Here is a 13,177-nt window from a genome sequence, read left to right as displayed (position 1 = left end):
CCATGACCGACACCGTCCACGTCCCCACCAGCTCCGCATCGGCCGACGTCGCCGCCGGCGTCGCCCAGTTCCTCAGCCCCGTCGCCGTCAACCTCCAGGCCCTCGCCGTCAACGGCAAGCAGGCGCACTGGCACGTCCGCGGCGCCAACTTCATCGGCGTCCACGAGTTCCTCGACGTGCTCGTCTCCCACGCCCAGGACTGGGCCGACACCGCCGCCGAGCGTGTCGTCGCCCTCGGCCTGCCGATCGACGCCCGCATCGAGACGGTCGCCGCATCCACCACCACGGCGGCGCTCACGCCCGGCTTCCGTCCGTCGAGCGCCACCATCGCCGAGGTCATCGCGCAGATCGACGCGACCATGGAGCTCGTCAACCGCGCCGTCCAGGAGCTGGGGGACATCGACGTCAACAGCCAGGACGTCGCCATCGAGATCGCCCGCGGGCTCGAGAAGGACCGCTGGTTCCTCTTCGCCCACATCAGCGAGTAGCACCGCCCGCCGCACCCGTCGCGACGGTCGAGGGGCCCGGATCCGATCGGATCCGGGCCCCTTCGTCGTGCGGTCGCCCGGTCAGCCCCCGGCGCGGATCACGCCTGGCAGTACGGGCACCAGTAGAGCTTCCGGCCCGCGGCCTCCTCCATCACGATGTGGGTGCCGCAGACCCGGCACGGCAGCCCCTCGCGGTGATAGACCCAGTGCCGGTCCGCGCGGTTGCGGAGCGCCGCGTCGAGCTTCTTCCCGCGCAGGCCGTCCATGGTCATCATCTGGCCGACCTCGACGCCCTTGCGGAGCAGCTTCGACCAGTCCTTCCAGAGACCCCGCACGACGTCCTCGGGCACGTCGCGTCCGGGCGTGTGCGGGTTCTGCCGTGCCCGGAACAGCAGCTCGGCCCGGTACACGTTGCCGATCCCGCTCACCACGGCCTGATCCATCAGCAGCAGGCCGATCGCCGTCGGCTTCTTGCGTACGGTCGCCGTGAAGCGGTCCTCGGAGCGCTTGCCGCCGTCGACAAGGGGATCGGGTCCCAGCTTGTCGATGGCCTGCTGCACCTCCTCGGGGTCGGCGACCACGCACGCGGTGGGCCCACGGAGATCCGCCACGGCGTGCTCGGTGAGGAGGCGGACGCGCACCTGGCCGACGGGCTCAGGCGGCCAGGCGTCGGCGGAGAACGGATCGTGCACCTTCTCCTGCTCGGCCATGCGCAGGCGCGCCCGCCGGGGAGCGCCGATGCTCGCGAGCGAGTCCTCCGCGTCGGAGTCGACCGGGGCGTCGTCGACGCGGTCGTCGACGGGCACGTCGCCGCGCATGCCGTTCTGCCCCATGCGGTTGAGCGTCGACACGTCGCCCGCGAAGTCCCACGCGCCGTACAGGCCCAGGTGGACGCGCAGCCAGACGTCGCCGTCGAACTCGAGGAACATCTGCTTGCCCACCGCCTTCGCGGCGAGCAGCCGGCGGCCGTCGAGGACGGCCGCGCCCTCCGCGAACCGGCCCTGCGGCGAGGACGCCTGCACGACGTCCCCGACGAAGTGCGCCTCGAACTGCTTCGCGATCCGGTGGATCGAATGCCCCTCGGGCACGGCGGCCTAGTCGGTGACGGGGTGACCGGCGATCGCCCCCGTCGTCTCGTACTCGGCGAGCTGCGCGATGCGGCGCGCGTGCCGCTCCTCGGCGGAGAACGGCTCCGCGATGAAGGCGTCGATGAAGGCCGTGGCCTCCTCGACGGTGTGCTGGCGGGCGCCGATGGAGATCACGTTGGCGTCGTTGTGCTGGCGCGCGAGCACGGCGGTCGACAGGTTCCAGACGAGCGCCGCGCGTGCGCCCTCGACCTTGTTGGCGGCGATCTGCTCGCCGTTGCCCGACCCGCCGAACACGACGCCGAGGGCGGTCGTGCCCTCGCGCTGGTCGGCGACGACGGCACGCGCGGCGCGGATGCAGAACGACGGGTAGTCGTCGAGCGCGTCGTACGACGTGGGTCCGTGGTCGACGACGTCGTGCCCGGCGTCGGTCAGGTGGTCCGTGAGGTACCTCGAGAAGTCGAGGCCCGCGTGGTCGGTCGCGATGTGGATGCGCATCGATGCACTCCTCCTGCCGCACGTCGCGGCGTCGTGCCCGCGGCGCGGGCGATGCCGCGCACGCCGCGGCCGGACGCCCGTGAGCGTCCGGCCGCCGCGCGCGCGACGGGAAAGGGTCAGTCGAAGACGGGGCCCACGGTGCGCGAGCGCTTGATCTCGAAGAAACCGGGGTACGCGGCGACGGCGACGACGCCGTCCCACAGCCTCACGGCCTCCTCGCCCTTCGGCGCGGGCGAGATGACGGGTCCGAAGAAGGCGACGCCGTCGACCGCGATGACGGGCGTGCCGACGTCCTGGCCGACGCGCTCGATCCCGTCGAAGTGGCTGGCGCGCATCGGCTCGTCGTAGCGGTCGGTGCGGCTGGTGTCGGCGAGCCCAGCGGGGAGGCCGAGCTCGGCGAGGACCTCGGGGATCACCACGTCGGCGTCCTTCTGGTCGCGGAGGTGGATCCGCGTGCCGAGCGCGTCGTAGAGCGGCTTGACGTGCTCGGCGCCGTGCTCGGCCTGGACCGCGGCGACGAGCCGTGTGAACCGGAGGGCGCGCGGGAGGAAGGCGGCGAAGTGCGGGTCGTCGGCCTTGTCCTCGTTGAGGACGGCGAGGCTCATGAGGCGCCAGGTGATGTCGAGGTCGCGGTGGCGGGCGACCTCGTCGACCCAGCGGGAGGTCATCCACGCCCAGGGGCAGGACGGGTCGAACCAGAACTCGACGGCGGTGGTGCGGGGGGTGCTCTGAACGTCGGACATGCCGCAAGCCTAGGTCAGCCGACGCAATAGGATCGGCTCCGAAAGCGGCGCCGCTCCGCCCGCGCACCCGTGGTCCCGACCGCCCGTTGCGCCGTCCCGCGAGGCGCGTCCGCACGCACGGCCCACCCACCTCACGGACGAGCAGGAGCAGCATGCCAGGAGAGAACCTCACCCGCGTCGAGGCCGAGGAGCGCGCCGCGTTACTGGCCGTGTCCGAGTACGACGTGACGCTCGACCTCACCCGGGGCGCGGAGGTGTTCGGATCCACCACGACCGTGCGCTTCACCGCCACCGCCGGCGCGTCCACGTTCATCGACGCGATCACCCGCACGGTGCACGCCGTGACCCTGAACGGCCGTGAGCTCGACCCGGCCGACGTCAGCGACGGCGTCCGCATCCGCCTCGACGACCTCGCGCAGGAGAACGAGCTTACGGTCGTCGCCGACGCCATGTACACCAACACGGGCGAGGGCCTGCACCGCTTCGTGGATCCCGTCGACGACGAGGTCTACCTCTACTCCCAGTTCGAGGTCCCGGACTCCCGCCGCATGTTCGCGGTGTTCGAGCAGCCCGACCTCAAGGCGGTCTTCCGCTTCACGGTCACCGCGCCGTCGCACTGGGAGGTCGTCTCCAACTCCCCCACGCCCGAGCCGACGACCGCCGCCGACGGCGCGTCCACGTGGACCTTCGAGCCGACGCTGCGCATGTCGAGCTACATCACGGCGCTCATCGCGGGCCCCTACGGCGTCGTCCGCAGCGAGCTCACCTCGAGCGACGGCCGCACGATCCCGCTCGGCGTCTTCGCCCGCAAGTCGCTCATGGAGCACCTCGACGCCGACTACGTGTTCGAGAAGACCCGCGAGGGCTTCGCGTTCTACGAGGAGCGCTTCGCGTACCCCTACCCGTTCCCGAAGTACGACCAGCTCTTCGTCCCCGAGTTCAACGCGGGCGCGATGGAGAACGCGGGCGCGGTCACCTTCGTGGAGAGCTACGTCTTCCGCTCCAAGGTCACCGACGCGGTGAAGGAGCGGCGGGTCACGACGATCCTGCACGAGCTCGCGCACATGTGGTTCGGCGATCTCGTCACCATGAGGTGGTGGGACGACCTGTGGCTCAACGAGTCCTTCGCCACCTACATCTCGACCCTGGCCACGGCCGAGGGCACCGAGTGGACGGGCGCCTGGACCACGTTCAACGCCGGCGAGAAGTCCTGGGCCTACAACCAGGACCAGCTGCCGAGCACGCACCCCGTCTACGCGACCATCAACGACCTGGAGGACGTGCAGGTCAACTTCGACGGCATCACGTACGCCAAGGGCGCGTCGGTGCTCCGCCAGCTCGTCGCGTACGTCGGGCAGGACGAGTTCCTCGCGGGCGTGGCCGCGTACTTCCAGCGCCACGCGTTCGGCAACTCGACGCTCCGCGACTTCACCACGGAGCTCGAGGGCACGAGCGGCCGCGACCTCAAGCGCTGGACCGACCTGTGGCTGAAGACGGCGGGCGTGAACACGCTGCGTCCCGAGATCCAGGCCGACGAGGACGGTGTCATCACCTCGTTCTCCGTGCTGCAGGAGGCCGCGGAGGACTACCCGACGCTCCGCCCGCACCGCCTCGCGATCGGCTTCTACGAGCTGCGCGACGCGAAGCTGGTCCGCACCGAGCGCTTCGAGCTCGACGTCGACGGCGACCGCACGGAGGTCGCCGAGCTCGTCGGCCGTCAGCGCCCCGCGCTCGTGCTGCTCAACGACGACGACCTCACCTACGCGAAGGTCCGCCTGGATCCCGCGTCGCTCGAGGTCGCGATGCGCCACCTCGCCGCGTTCGAGGACTCGCTCGCCCGCTCGCTCGTCTTCGCCTCCGTATGGGACGCCACGCGCGACGGCGAGATCCGCGCCCGCGACTACGCGCGCCTCGTGCTCGACAACGTCGCGACCGAGGACGAGTCGACGGCCCTCCGCTACGCGCTCGCGCAGCTGACCGTCGCCGCCACCACGTACTCGGCGCCCGACCACCGGGACGAGCTGCTCGCGACGGTCGCCTCCGAGCTGTGGGCGCTCACGGCGCAGGCGGCGCCCGGATCCGACAACCAGTTCCAGTTCCTGCGCACGTTCGCGCAGCTCGCGGCGGAGCCGGCCCAGCTGGATCACGTGCAGGCGCTCCTCGACGGCACCGAGACGCTCGAGGGCGTCGAGATCGACGCGGACCTCCGCTGGGAGCTCCTGACCGCGCTCGTCGCGGGCGGTCGCGCCGGCACCGCCGAGATCGACGCGGCCCTCGCCGCCGACCGCACGGCGACGGGCGCGCAGTCCGCGGCCCAGGCCCGCGCGGCGCTCCCCACCGCGGAGGGCAAGCAGGCCGCGTGGGCGTCCGTGTGGGAGGCCGACACCGAGCCGAACACGATCGTGCGCACCACGGGCCTCGGCTTCCGACGCGCCGCCGACACCGAGCTGCTGCGCCCGTACGTGGGCGCGTACTTCGACGCGCTGCAGGGCGTGTGGGAGTCGCGGAGCTACGCGATCGCCGCGGCGCTCATCGGCGGCTTCTACCCGTCGCCGCTCGCCGACGAGGAGCTCCGCGACGCGACCGTCGCCTGGCTCGACGCGAACCCCGAGCCGCCGGCGCTCCGCCGCCTCGTCAGCGAGCTGCTGTCGGGCGTGGAGCGGGCGCTGCGGGCGCAGGCGAAGGACGCCGAGTAGGCACCGGGTACCACGGCTCCATGCGAGGGGGACGGTCGCGCACGCGGCCGTCCCCCCTCGTCGTCCCCGCCACCGCTCCTGCGCACGGACCCAGGAGCGGCCGGGGAGGCCGCCGGTACACTCGTCCGGATGACCTCCCCTCTCCTCATCCCCGTCGGAAGCGCGTCGCGATGGACCTGAGCATGGTGTGCTGCGGCGACGGCTCGTTCTTCTCCACCTGGGGCACGCTCATCAAGGTCGTGTCCTACCTGGTGGGCGGATTCCTGCTCCGGTGGATCTTGCTCGTCGTGATCCGGAACACGGTCGACCAGATCGTGTCGGGCGTGAAGAAGCGACAGAACGTCGACGACACGCAGTCGATCCAGGCATCTCCCCTCACCGCGGTGCGCGTGGTCCAGCGGACGCGAACGCTCGGCAGCGTCCTCAGCAACATCACCACCGTCGTCATCGTGATCATCGTGCTGGCGCTCGTGGTGAACGCCGTGGACGACAGCATCCTCAGCTCGCTCGCCCTCCTCACCGCAGCCCTCGGCGCGGGCCTCGGCTTCGGCGCCCAGAACATCGTCAAGGACATCCTCAACGGCCTGTTCATGGTCGTGGAGGACCAGCTCGGCGTGGGCGACGTCGTCGACGTGGGGCCCGCGACGGGCGTCGTCGAGACCGTCGGCATCCGCATCACGACCCTCCGCGACGTCAACGGCACGCTCTGGTTCGTGCGCAACGGCGAGATCCTCCGCGTCGGCAACATGTCGCAGGGCTGGGCGCGCGTGGTCATCGACCTCGCCGTCCCCTACGACACCGACGTGCAGGCCGTGCAGGAGCGCATGCTCGCCACGGCCACCGAGCTGGCGTCCACCCCGAAGTGGCGCTCGCGCATCGTCGAGAAGCCCGAGCTGTGGGGCATCGAGTCGATCTCGGAGTCGGCCGTCGTGATCCGCGTGGTCGTCAAGACCCGCAGCAACGCGCGCGACGACGTCTCCCGCGAGCTCCGCGGCCGGCTCAAGGCGAGCCTCGACGCGATGGGCGTCACCCTGCCGTCGCTCACCGCCGTCGTGCTCACCGGCTTCGACAGCGCGGCGAGCGTGGGCGGCGCGCACCCGCCCCGCACCGCGTCGACGCCCGTGCAGCAGCCCGAGCAGCCGGCTCCCCGCAAGCGCGCCGCCCGGAAGGTCGCGCAGCGGCAGCCCGGATCACCGGCCGCCGGTCCCGCCTCCCCCGTCGTCCGCGGCGCGGCCGGCTCCCGCCCCGACCCGCGCGCGACGCAGATGATCCCCGCGCAGGACCCGGCACCCGCCCGGGACACGGACCCGGACGAGGACGAGGTCACGGCGACCTGGACCGTGCTCCCCGAGGACCCGACGGCCGAGCCGTCCCCCGAGGAGGCGACCGGCACGAGCACCGCTTCCGAGGCCGCCGCTCCCCCGAAGCCGCCGCGCGCGCCACGCCAGCCGCGGAGGCCCGCCACCCCGCCCGAGGAGTCCTGATGGTCGACCTGCTCGCGAACTCCTTCTACGAGGACGTCGGCGGCCGCCCGACCTTCGAGAGGCTCGTCCGGGAGTTCTACCGGGGCGTGGCCGGCGACCCGGTGCTCGTCGCGATGTACCCGGAGGAGGACCTCGAGGGCGCGATCCAGCGCCTCACCGGTTTCCTCGAGCAGTACTGGGGCGGTCCCACGACCTACAGCGACGAGCGCGGCCACCCGCGGCTGCGGATGCGGCACATGCCGTTCCGCGTCAACCCCGACGCGCGCGATCGCTGGCTCGCGCACATGCGCGTGGCCGTCGACTCGCTCGACCTGTCGCCCCTGCACGAGGCGCAGCTCTGGGACTACCTCGAGCGGGCCGCGCACGCGATGGTCAACACGTTCGAGGAGTCCTGAGCGGAGCCGTCGACGCGTCCTGAACGCCGACGTCGACGCGGGCGGGAGCCCTAGAGCCGTCGCACGAGCACGTGGCCGCGTGCCGTGGTCAGGCGCGTCCAGGGGCCGACGCGGAACACCGCGACCGGTGTCTCCGCGTCGTCCGGCGCCGCGTCCGGAGCGGGATCCGGTCCGAGGAACCCGAGGCTGTAGGCCGCGAACGCACCTCCGGCGACCATGCCGGGCGCACCCTCCACGGCGCGGCCCCACACCTCGCCGCGCACGCGCGTCACGATCTGCTCGCCGATGCCCGACGGCACGGCGGCCGCGACCTCGTCGATGCCGGCGCGCGCCGCGGCGCGGAGGGACGACGCGGGGACGTCCGCCGCGCGCTCCCACCCGGCGCGCGGCGGCGATATCCCGGCCCACGGCGCGGTGGCGGTGTCCGGCGGCACGAGCACGCCGACGGGCTCGCCCGGGGATCCGGTCGCCGGCCCCTCGAGGCGCGCGAGCCGGTCGAGGAGGGCCCGGATCGGCACCACGCTGTCCAGGGGCGCCTGCGTCTCGGCCGCGAACGTGCGGAGGCCCAGTACGGTGGGCGACCGGTCGAGGAGGCCGGCGGGCTGCAGCACCGAGGTGTAGACGGCGAGGACGCCGCCGGATCCGATGAGGCGCACGGCCCCGTCGTCGACGCGGGCGGAGCGCCCGAGGAAGGTCTGCAGATCGCCGAGGGCGAGGGCGTCCCGGAGGGCGAAGGAGGGCGTCATGGCGTGTCTAAGCTACTGGATGCGCCCGTGCGATCCGCCGGGCGCCCGGCTGCCCGATGCCGGACCCGCCAGGCGGAGGACCCATGACCGACCACGCATCCGACATCCCGGACGACGGCCCGCTCGCCGGGCTCCTCACCGCCCTCGACCTCACCGACACGGGTGCGCGCACGAGCGAGGACATCTCCACCGGGCCGTCGCAGTGGATGCCGATGGGCCGCGTCTTCGGCGGCCAGGTGCTCGCGCAGTCCCTCGTCGCGGCCATGCGCACCACCGACGCCGGCCGCCGCCCGCACAGCATGCACGGCTACTTCCTCCGCCCCGGCGACGTCACGAAGCCCATCACGTTCTCGGTCGACCGCATCCACGACGGACGCTCGTTCTCGACCCGCCGCACGCAGGCGTACCAGGACGGCCGGCCGATCCTCTCCATGATCGCGTCGTTCCAGGACGCGGACGAGGGCCTCGAGCACCAGGCGCCCATGCCCGAGGGGATCCCCGAGCCGGAGTCGCTGCCGAGCGCGCGCGACGTGCTGTCGCGCATCGACCACCCCGTCGCCGCGCACTGGGCCAACGACCGCCCCTTCGACATGCGCCACGTCGAGCAGCCGGTCTACTTCGGCGCCGCCCCGGAGCGCGTCGCGCACCAGGCCGTGTGGATTCGCGCCATCGGCCGCCTACCCGACGACCCGGCTGTGCACCTCGCCTCCCTCGCCTACGCGAGCGACTACTCCATCCTCGAGTCCATCTACCGCCGGCACGGCCTCTCCTGGGCGACGCCCGGCATCAAGGCCGCGAGCCTCGACCACGCGATGTGGTTCCACCGCTTCGGGCGCGCGGACGAGTGGATGCTCTACGTGCAGGAGTCGACCAGCGCCCAGGGCGGCCGCGGCCTCTCGCTCGGCCGGATCTACTCGCGCGACGGCGTGCTGCTCGCGAGCGTGGCGCAGGAGGGCATGGTCCGGGTCCCGCCCGCGGACCGCGCGTGACCGGCCGGCTCAGCCGCGTCGGCTGAACGCGACGGGCTCCTCGACGTAATCCGCCCAGGCGGCACGCTCGTCCTCGGTGATCCGCCGCGGGCGCCCCGTGGTGGCGTCGACGAGCACGATCGTCGTGGAGGCGCGCGCGTATAGCGCGGCCGGCTCGACGCCCGCGGGCGACCGCAGCTCGTAGCAGGCCTCGAAGCTGGACCCGCCGAGCCGCCCCAGCCACACCTGCACGTCGAGCGGACGCCGCCCGTAGGAGATGGGCAGCAGGTACTCGACCTCCTGCCGCGCGATCAGCGTCATGGTCGACGCGCCCGCGGACGCGTCGATGAGCGCGAGTCCCGCGTCCTCCCCGTCGTCCTCGCCCCGCCAGAAGGCGCGGACCCGCGCCTCCTCTAGGAGCCGCAGGACCTCCACGTTGTTCACGTGGTCGTAGGCGTCGAGGTCCGCCCACCTGAGGTGGATTGGGACGTGGACCCGGGTCACGGGATCAGTCCCGGGTGAGCTTGCGGTACGCGGAGCGATGCGGCTTCGCGGCGTCGGCGCCCAGGCGCTCGATCTTGTTCTGCTCGTACGACTCGAAGTTGCCCTCGAACCAGTACCAGTTCGCCGGGTCCTCCTCCGTGCCCTCATAGGAGAGGATGTGGGTCGCGATCCGGTCGAGGAACCACCGGTCGTGGGTGATGACCACGGCGCAGCCGGGGAACTCGAGCAGCGCGTTCTCGAGGCTGCCGAGCGTCTCGACGTCCAGGTCGTTGGTGGGCTCGTCGAGCAGCAGCAGGTTGCCGCCCTGCTTGAGCGTGAGCGCGAGGTTCAGGCGGTTGCGCTCGCCACCGGAGAGGATGCCGGCCTTCTTCTGCTGGTCCGGCCCCTTGAACCCGAAGGTGGAGACGTAGGCGCGCGCGGGCACCTCCTGCTTGCCGACCTGGATGTAGTCCTGGCCGTCGGAGACGACCTCGAACAGCGACTTCTCGGGGTCGATGCCGCCGCGGCTCTGGTCGACGTAGGAGATGTCGACGGTGTCGCCGACCTTGAGCTCCCCGGCGTCGAGCGGCTCGAAGCCGACGATGGTCTTGAACAGCGTGGTCTTGCCGACGCCGTTCGGGCCGATGACGCCGACGATGCCGTTGCGCGGCAGCGTGAAGGAGAGGTCGTCGATGAGGACCCGCTCGCCGAACTGCTTGTGCAGCTTCGTCGCGTCGATCACCTGCGAGCCGAGGCGCGGACCGACGGGGATCTGGATCTCCTCGAAGTCCAGCTTCCTCGTGCGCTCCGCCTCGGTCACCATCTCCTCGTAGCGCGCGAGGCGCGCCTTCGACTTCGCCTGGCGGCCCTTCGCGTTGCTGCGCACCCAGTCGAGCTCCTCGGCGAGGCGCTTGGAGAGCTTGGCGTCCTTCTTGCCCTGGACGCTGAGGCGCTCCTGCTTCTTCTCGAGGTAGGTCGAGTAGTTGCCCTCGTAGGGGTAGAGGCGTCCGCGGTCGACCTCGGCGATCCACTCGGCCACGTGGTCGAGGAAGTACCGGTCGTGGGTCACGGCGAGGACGGCGCCGGGGTACTTGGAGAGGTGCTGCTCGAGCCAGAGAACGCTCTCGGCGTCGAGGTGGTTGGTGGGTTCGTCCAAGAGCAGCAGGTCGGGCTTCTGGAGCAGCAGCTTGCAGAGCGCGACGCGGCGCTTCTCGCCGCCCGAGAGGTTCGCGACCGAGGCGTCGCCCGGCGGGGTGCGGAGCGCGTCCATCGCCTGCTCGAGCTGCGAGTCGAGCTCCCAGCCGTCGGCGGCGTCGATGGCCTCCTGCAGCGTGCCCATCTCGGCGAGCAGGGTGTCGAAGTCGGCGTCGGGCTCGGCCATGGCCGCGGCGATCTCGTTGTAGCGGTCGACCTGCGCCTTGAGCGGGCCGACGCCCTCCTGGACGTTCTCGAGCACGGTCTTCGACTCGTCGAGCTCGGGCTCCTGCATGAGGATGCCGACCGAGTACCCGGGCGACAGCTTCGCCTCGCCGTTGCTGGGGGTGTCGAGGCCCGCCATGATCTTGAGGATCGTCGACTTGCCGGCGCCGTTCGGCCCGACGACGCCGATCTTCGCGCCGGGGATGAACGACATGGTGACGTCGTCGAGGATCAGCTTGTCGCCGACCGACTTCCGGGCGCGGACCATCGAGTAGATGTATTCAGCCATGGTCACGAGTCTATTCAGTGCCACGGCCCCCGGATGCCGCGCGGCGGCGCCGGCACCGTCGTCACCAGTCGATGGCGCGCGTCTGACCGACGAGGCAGCGGCCGGAGGAGAGCGCCGGCTCGACGTGCGCGCTGAAGCCGTCCTGGGCCCGCTGCCCGATGAGGCAGGCGTTGGGCATGTGCACGGAGACGAGGATCGAGTCGACCGAGTTGCCGAGCGGCGTCGCGTCGGCGGTGACCTCCATGCGGTCCTTCGGGAAGCCGGCGCCGACGAGCGCGTCCACGAGGGCACGGCCCTGCGCGTTGGGGTCCGCGGAGACGACCGCTCCCGCCGCGGCCTCGAACGCGGGCAGGGCGGCCTCGGCCGTCCCGGTCGGATCGACGGGCGCGATGGTCGGTGTGGCGGACGCCGCGGGCGCAGCGCCGGGGTCGGCGCTGTCCGCGACCGCGGTCGGGGTCGACTCCTCCGGCGCGGGCGATTGCGTGCAGGCCGAGAGGAGCAGCGCACCGACGAGCGCCGGCGCCAGAAGGGCGCGGCCGGCGCGGATCACGCGGCGGACTCGTCGGGGCAGGCCGGCTGGGCGTCGCGATCGGGTGCCGGGGGGATGGCGAGGTCGTCGCCGCGGGCGCTCCCCCGGCCGTCGTCGAGGGAGGATGCGCTCATGTTGGCGAGGATATCCCGCGCGATGGCCTCGAGCTGCGCGGTCTGCTCGGCGGTGAGCGGGTCGAACACCGTGCGGAGCACCTCTTCGGCGTGGCCGGGGGCCGCCGCGACGAGGGTCGCCCGGCCCTCGTCGGTGAGCTCCGCGAGGAGGCTCCTGCCGTCGTGGGGCGACCGCGAGCGGCGTACCCACCCCAGCTGCTCCAGCCGGGTGACGGCGTGGGAGGTGCGGCTCGCCGAGGCCTGGAGCGCCCGCGCGAGGACGCTCATGGGGAGCGCGCCGCCCTCGGCCTCCGACAGGCGGACGAGGATCATGTAGTACGCGTGCGGCATACCCGCGTCGCGGAGGAGCTCCCGCTCGATGCGCTCGCTCACGTGGTTCAGCGCGACGATGACCGTCCGCCAGGCGCGCTGCTGGTCCGGCTCGAGCCACCGGGGAGATCCGCTCATGGTGCGATCCTAGGCTCCGCCGCCGTGGTGACGGCTCCTGCCCCGCGTCGGGCGAGCACCGCGTCGGCCACGAGCTCGAACGCGTCGTCCTCCGGACGAGCGGCGCTCCGCGGCACGAGGCGACCGACGACGATCACCTCCTCCCCCACCGCCACGCCCGACACGGCGCTCGATGCTCCTGCGCCCGAGCACACCACGAGGACCTCCTCGCCCTCCGGTCCGCCGAGGTCGCCGCGTCCGAGGATGAAGCTCGCCACCTCATAGCGCTCGGCCGTCTTGATCGCCCGCGGCCGTCGCGCGACCATCCCGGGCATCGCGACGGACACCCCGCTGTCGCGCTCGTCGCCGTCGTGTCCCCTGCACCCGTCGAGCACCGGCCCGCCCCTTCCCGCGACCGCGTGATCGCGGGTGCAGGGTGCACCGCCGCATGCGCCGCCCACGGGGACGGCGCGGGAACCGCGTCCGGAGGAGCGAGTGCCCGCCTGGGGAGGGACGGCCCCGACTCAGTGCTCGCGGAAGCGGAGGTCCTCGTCCCGCCCCGCTCGGAGCGCCGCCTTCGCGATCTCCAGGGTGGGGTAGCTGCCGGCGACGACGCCGCGATGCAGCGACCGCACCTCGTAGCCGTCGTCATGCGAGTGGATGGAGGCGAGCGCCCCCGTGGCCCCGAAGGCCACCCACGTCTTGCCCGCGGTGCGCGGGAGACCGGTCGTGCTCGTGCTGGTGGTCATCGCCATCGTCGTCGTCTCTCCTCCCCGGGCTCCGTCGCCCGGACG

The 13,177-nt window shown here is 72.3% G+C and carries 15 protein-coding genes; 5 read left to right on the top strand and 10 right to left on the bottom strand.

Features of this window, described 5'->3' with window-relative positions:
• The first annotated feature begins 2 nt into the window (after positions 1-2).
• Complete coding sequence (locus CMN_RS07055; RefSeq protein ID WP_015490148.1) at positions 3-488, top strand: Dps family protein; 486 nt, start codon at positions 3-5, stop codon at positions 486-488.
• A 98-nt stretch (positions 489-586) separates the two neighbouring features.
• On the opposite strand, the gene CMN_RS07050 is transcribed toward CMN_RS07055, so the two are convergent.
• The 3 genes from CMN_RS07050 to CMN_RS07040 all read right to left on the bottom strand — a co-directional run bounded on the left by CMN_RS07050 (position 587) and on the right by CMN_RS07040 (position 2,814).
• Positions 587-1,576, bottom strand: coding sequence for an Fpg/Nei family DNA glycosylase (locus CMN_RS07050; RefSeq protein WP_015490147.1), 990 nt, complete (start codon positions 1,574-1,576; stop codon positions 587-589).
• Between the two features lie 6 nt (positions 1,577-1,582).
• On the bottom strand, positions 1,583-2,071 hold the full coding sequence (locus CMN_RS07045; RefSeq protein WP_015490146.1) for a ribose-5-phosphate isomerase: 489 nt from the start codon (positions 2,069-2,071) through the stop codon (positions 1,583-1,585).
• Between the two features lie 116 nt (positions 2,072-2,187).
• Positions 2,188-2,814: a mycothiol-dependent nitroreductase Rv2466c family protein gene (locus CMN_RS07040; protein ID WP_015490145.1), complete on the bottom strand. Its 627-nt coding sequence runs from the start codon at positions 2,812-2,814 to the stop codon at positions 2,188-2,190.
• Between the two features lie 152 nt (positions 2,815-2,966).
• Here CMN_RS07040 and pepN point away from each other — a divergent pair, with 152 nt between their 5' ends.
• The 3 genes from pepN to CMN_RS07025 all read left to right on the top strand — a co-directional run bounded on the left by pepN (position 2,967) and on the right by CMN_RS07025 (position 7,389).
• Entirely contained in the window at positions 2,967-5,510 is a 2,544-nt protein-coding gene (gene pepN, locus CMN_RS07035) for an aminopeptidase N (protein WP_015490144.1), read from the top strand.
• A 170-nt stretch (positions 5,511-5,680) separates the two neighbouring features.
• Entirely contained in the window at positions 5,681-6,994 is a 1,314-nt protein-coding gene (locus tag CMN_RS07030; RefSeq protein WP_015490143.1) for a mechanosensitive ion channel family protein, read from the top strand.
• The gene (locus CMN_RS07025; protein ID WP_015490142.1) at positions 6,994-7,389 is read left to right on the top strand and encodes a globin; all 396 of its coding nucleotides are present in this window, start codon (positions 6,994-6,996) and stop codon (positions 7,387-7,389) included. The genes CMN_RS07030 and CMN_RS07025 overlap by 1 nt, the downstream gene beginning before the upstream one ends.
• A 50-nt stretch (positions 7,390-7,439) precedes the next feature.
• Here CMN_RS07025 and CMN_RS07020 read toward each other — a convergent pair whose 3' ends face one another.
• Entirely contained in the window at positions 7,440-8,135 is a 696-nt protein-coding gene (locus tag CMN_RS07020) for a DUF8185 domain-containing protein (protein ID WP_015490141.1), read from the bottom strand.
• 83 nt (positions 8,136-8,218) lie between these two features.
• Between CMN_RS07020 and CMN_RS07015 the strand changes: the two genes are divergently transcribed.
• A complete protein-coding gene (locus CMN_RS07015; RefSeq protein ID WP_015490140.1) occupies positions 8,219-9,124 on the top strand; it encodes an acyl-CoA thioesterase in 906 nt (301 codons plus the stop codon).
• Between the two features lie 9 nt (positions 9,125-9,133).
• On the opposite strand, the gene CMN_RS07010 is transcribed toward CMN_RS07015, so the two are convergent.
• From CMN_RS07010 to CMN_RS06985, 6 genes are all read right to left on the bottom strand, one after another.
• Positions 9,134-9,607 (bottom strand): acyl-CoA thioesterase, encoded by a 474-nt coding sequence (locus CMN_RS07010; protein ID WP_015490139.1) that lies wholly within the window; start codon positions 9,605-9,607, stop codon positions 9,134-9,136.
• A gap of 4 nt (positions 9,608-9,611) precedes the next feature.
• The gene (ettA, locus tag CMN_RS07005) at positions 9,612-11,294 is read right to left on the bottom strand and encodes an energy-dependent translational throttle protein EttA (protein WP_041465480.1); all 1,683 of its coding nucleotides are present in this window, start codon (positions 11,292-11,294) and stop codon (positions 9,612-9,614) included.
• Positions 11,295-11,355: 61 nt separating this feature from the next.
• Positions 11,356-11,844, bottom strand: a complete 489-nt coding sequence (locus CMN_RS07000) for a DUF6993 domain-containing protein (RefSeq protein ID WP_015490137.1) — start codon at positions 11,842-11,844, stop codon at positions 11,356-11,358.
• A complete protein-coding gene (locus tag CMN_RS06995) occupies positions 11,841-12,404 on the bottom strand; it encodes a MarR family winged helix-turn-helix transcriptional regulator (protein WP_015490136.1) in 564 nt (187 codons plus the stop codon). The genes CMN_RS07000 and CMN_RS06995 overlap by 4 nt, the downstream gene beginning before the upstream one ends.
• Positions 12,401-12,778: a hypothetical protein gene (locus CMN_RS06990; protein WP_015490135.1), complete on the bottom strand. Its 378-nt coding sequence runs from the start codon at positions 12,776-12,778 to the stop codon at positions 12,401-12,403. The genes CMN_RS06995 and CMN_RS06990 overlap by 4 nt, the downstream gene beginning before the upstream one ends.
• Before the next feature lie 129 nt (positions 12,779-12,907).
• Positions 12,908-13,132, bottom strand: a complete 225-nt coding sequence (locus CMN_RS06985; RefSeq protein ID WP_227077774.1) for a hypothetical protein — start codon at positions 13,130-13,132, stop codon at positions 12,908-12,910.
• Positions 13,133-13,177: the final 45 nt, after the last annotated feature.

It is taken from the genome of Clavibacter nebraskensis NCPPB 2581 (assembly GCF_000355695.1).
Taxonomy (GTDB): Bacteria; Actinomycetota; Actinomycetes; order Actinomycetales; family Microbacteriaceae; genus Clavibacter; species Clavibacter nebraskensis.
Note: the sequence above shows the minus strand (reverse complement) of the source record. Positions and strands in the feature narration are given on the sequence as shown.

Coding starts and splice junctions, on each gene's coding strand:
- CMN_RS07055 (WP_015490148.1), top strand. CDS start 3: ATGACCGACACCGTCCACGTCCCCACCAGCTCCGCATCGGCCGACGTC.
- CMN_RS07045 (WP_015490146.1), bottom strand. CDS start 2,071: ATGCGCATCCACATCGCGACCGACCACGCGGGCCTCGACTTCTCGAGG.
- CMN_RS07040 (WP_015490145.1), bottom strand. CDS start 2,814: ATGTCCGACGTTCAGAGCACCCCCCGCACCACCGCCGTCGAGTTCTGG.
- pepN (WP_015490144.1), top strand. CDS start 2,967: ATGCCAGGAGAGAACCTCACCCGCGTCGAGGCCGAGGAGCGCGCCGCG.
- CMN_RS07030 (WP_015490143.1), top strand. CDS start 5,681: ATGGACCTGAGCATGGTGTGCTGCGGCGACGGCTCGTTCTTCTCCACC.
- CMN_RS07025 (WP_015490142.1), top strand. CDS start 6,994: ATGGTCGACCTGCTCGCGAACTCCTTCTACGAGGACGTCGGCGGCCGC.
- CMN_RS07020 (WP_015490141.1), bottom strand. CDS start 8,135: ATGACGCCCTCCTTCGCCCTCCGGGACGCCCTCGCCCTCGGCGATCTG.
- CMN_RS07015 (WP_015490140.1), top strand. CDS start 8,219: ATGACCGACCACGCATCCGACATCCCGGACGACGGCCCGCTCGCCGGG.
- ettA (WP_041465480.1), bottom strand. CDS start 11,294: ATGGCTGAATACATCTACTCGATGGTCCGCGCCCGGAAGTCGGTCGGC.
- CMN_RS06995 (WP_015490136.1), bottom strand. CDS start 12,404: ATGAGCGGATCTCCCCGGTGGCTCGAGCCGGACCAGCAGCGCGCCTGG.
- CMN_RS06985 (WP_227077774.1), bottom strand. CDS start 13,132: ATGACCACCAGCACGAGCACGACCGGTCTCCCGCGCACCGCGGGCAAG.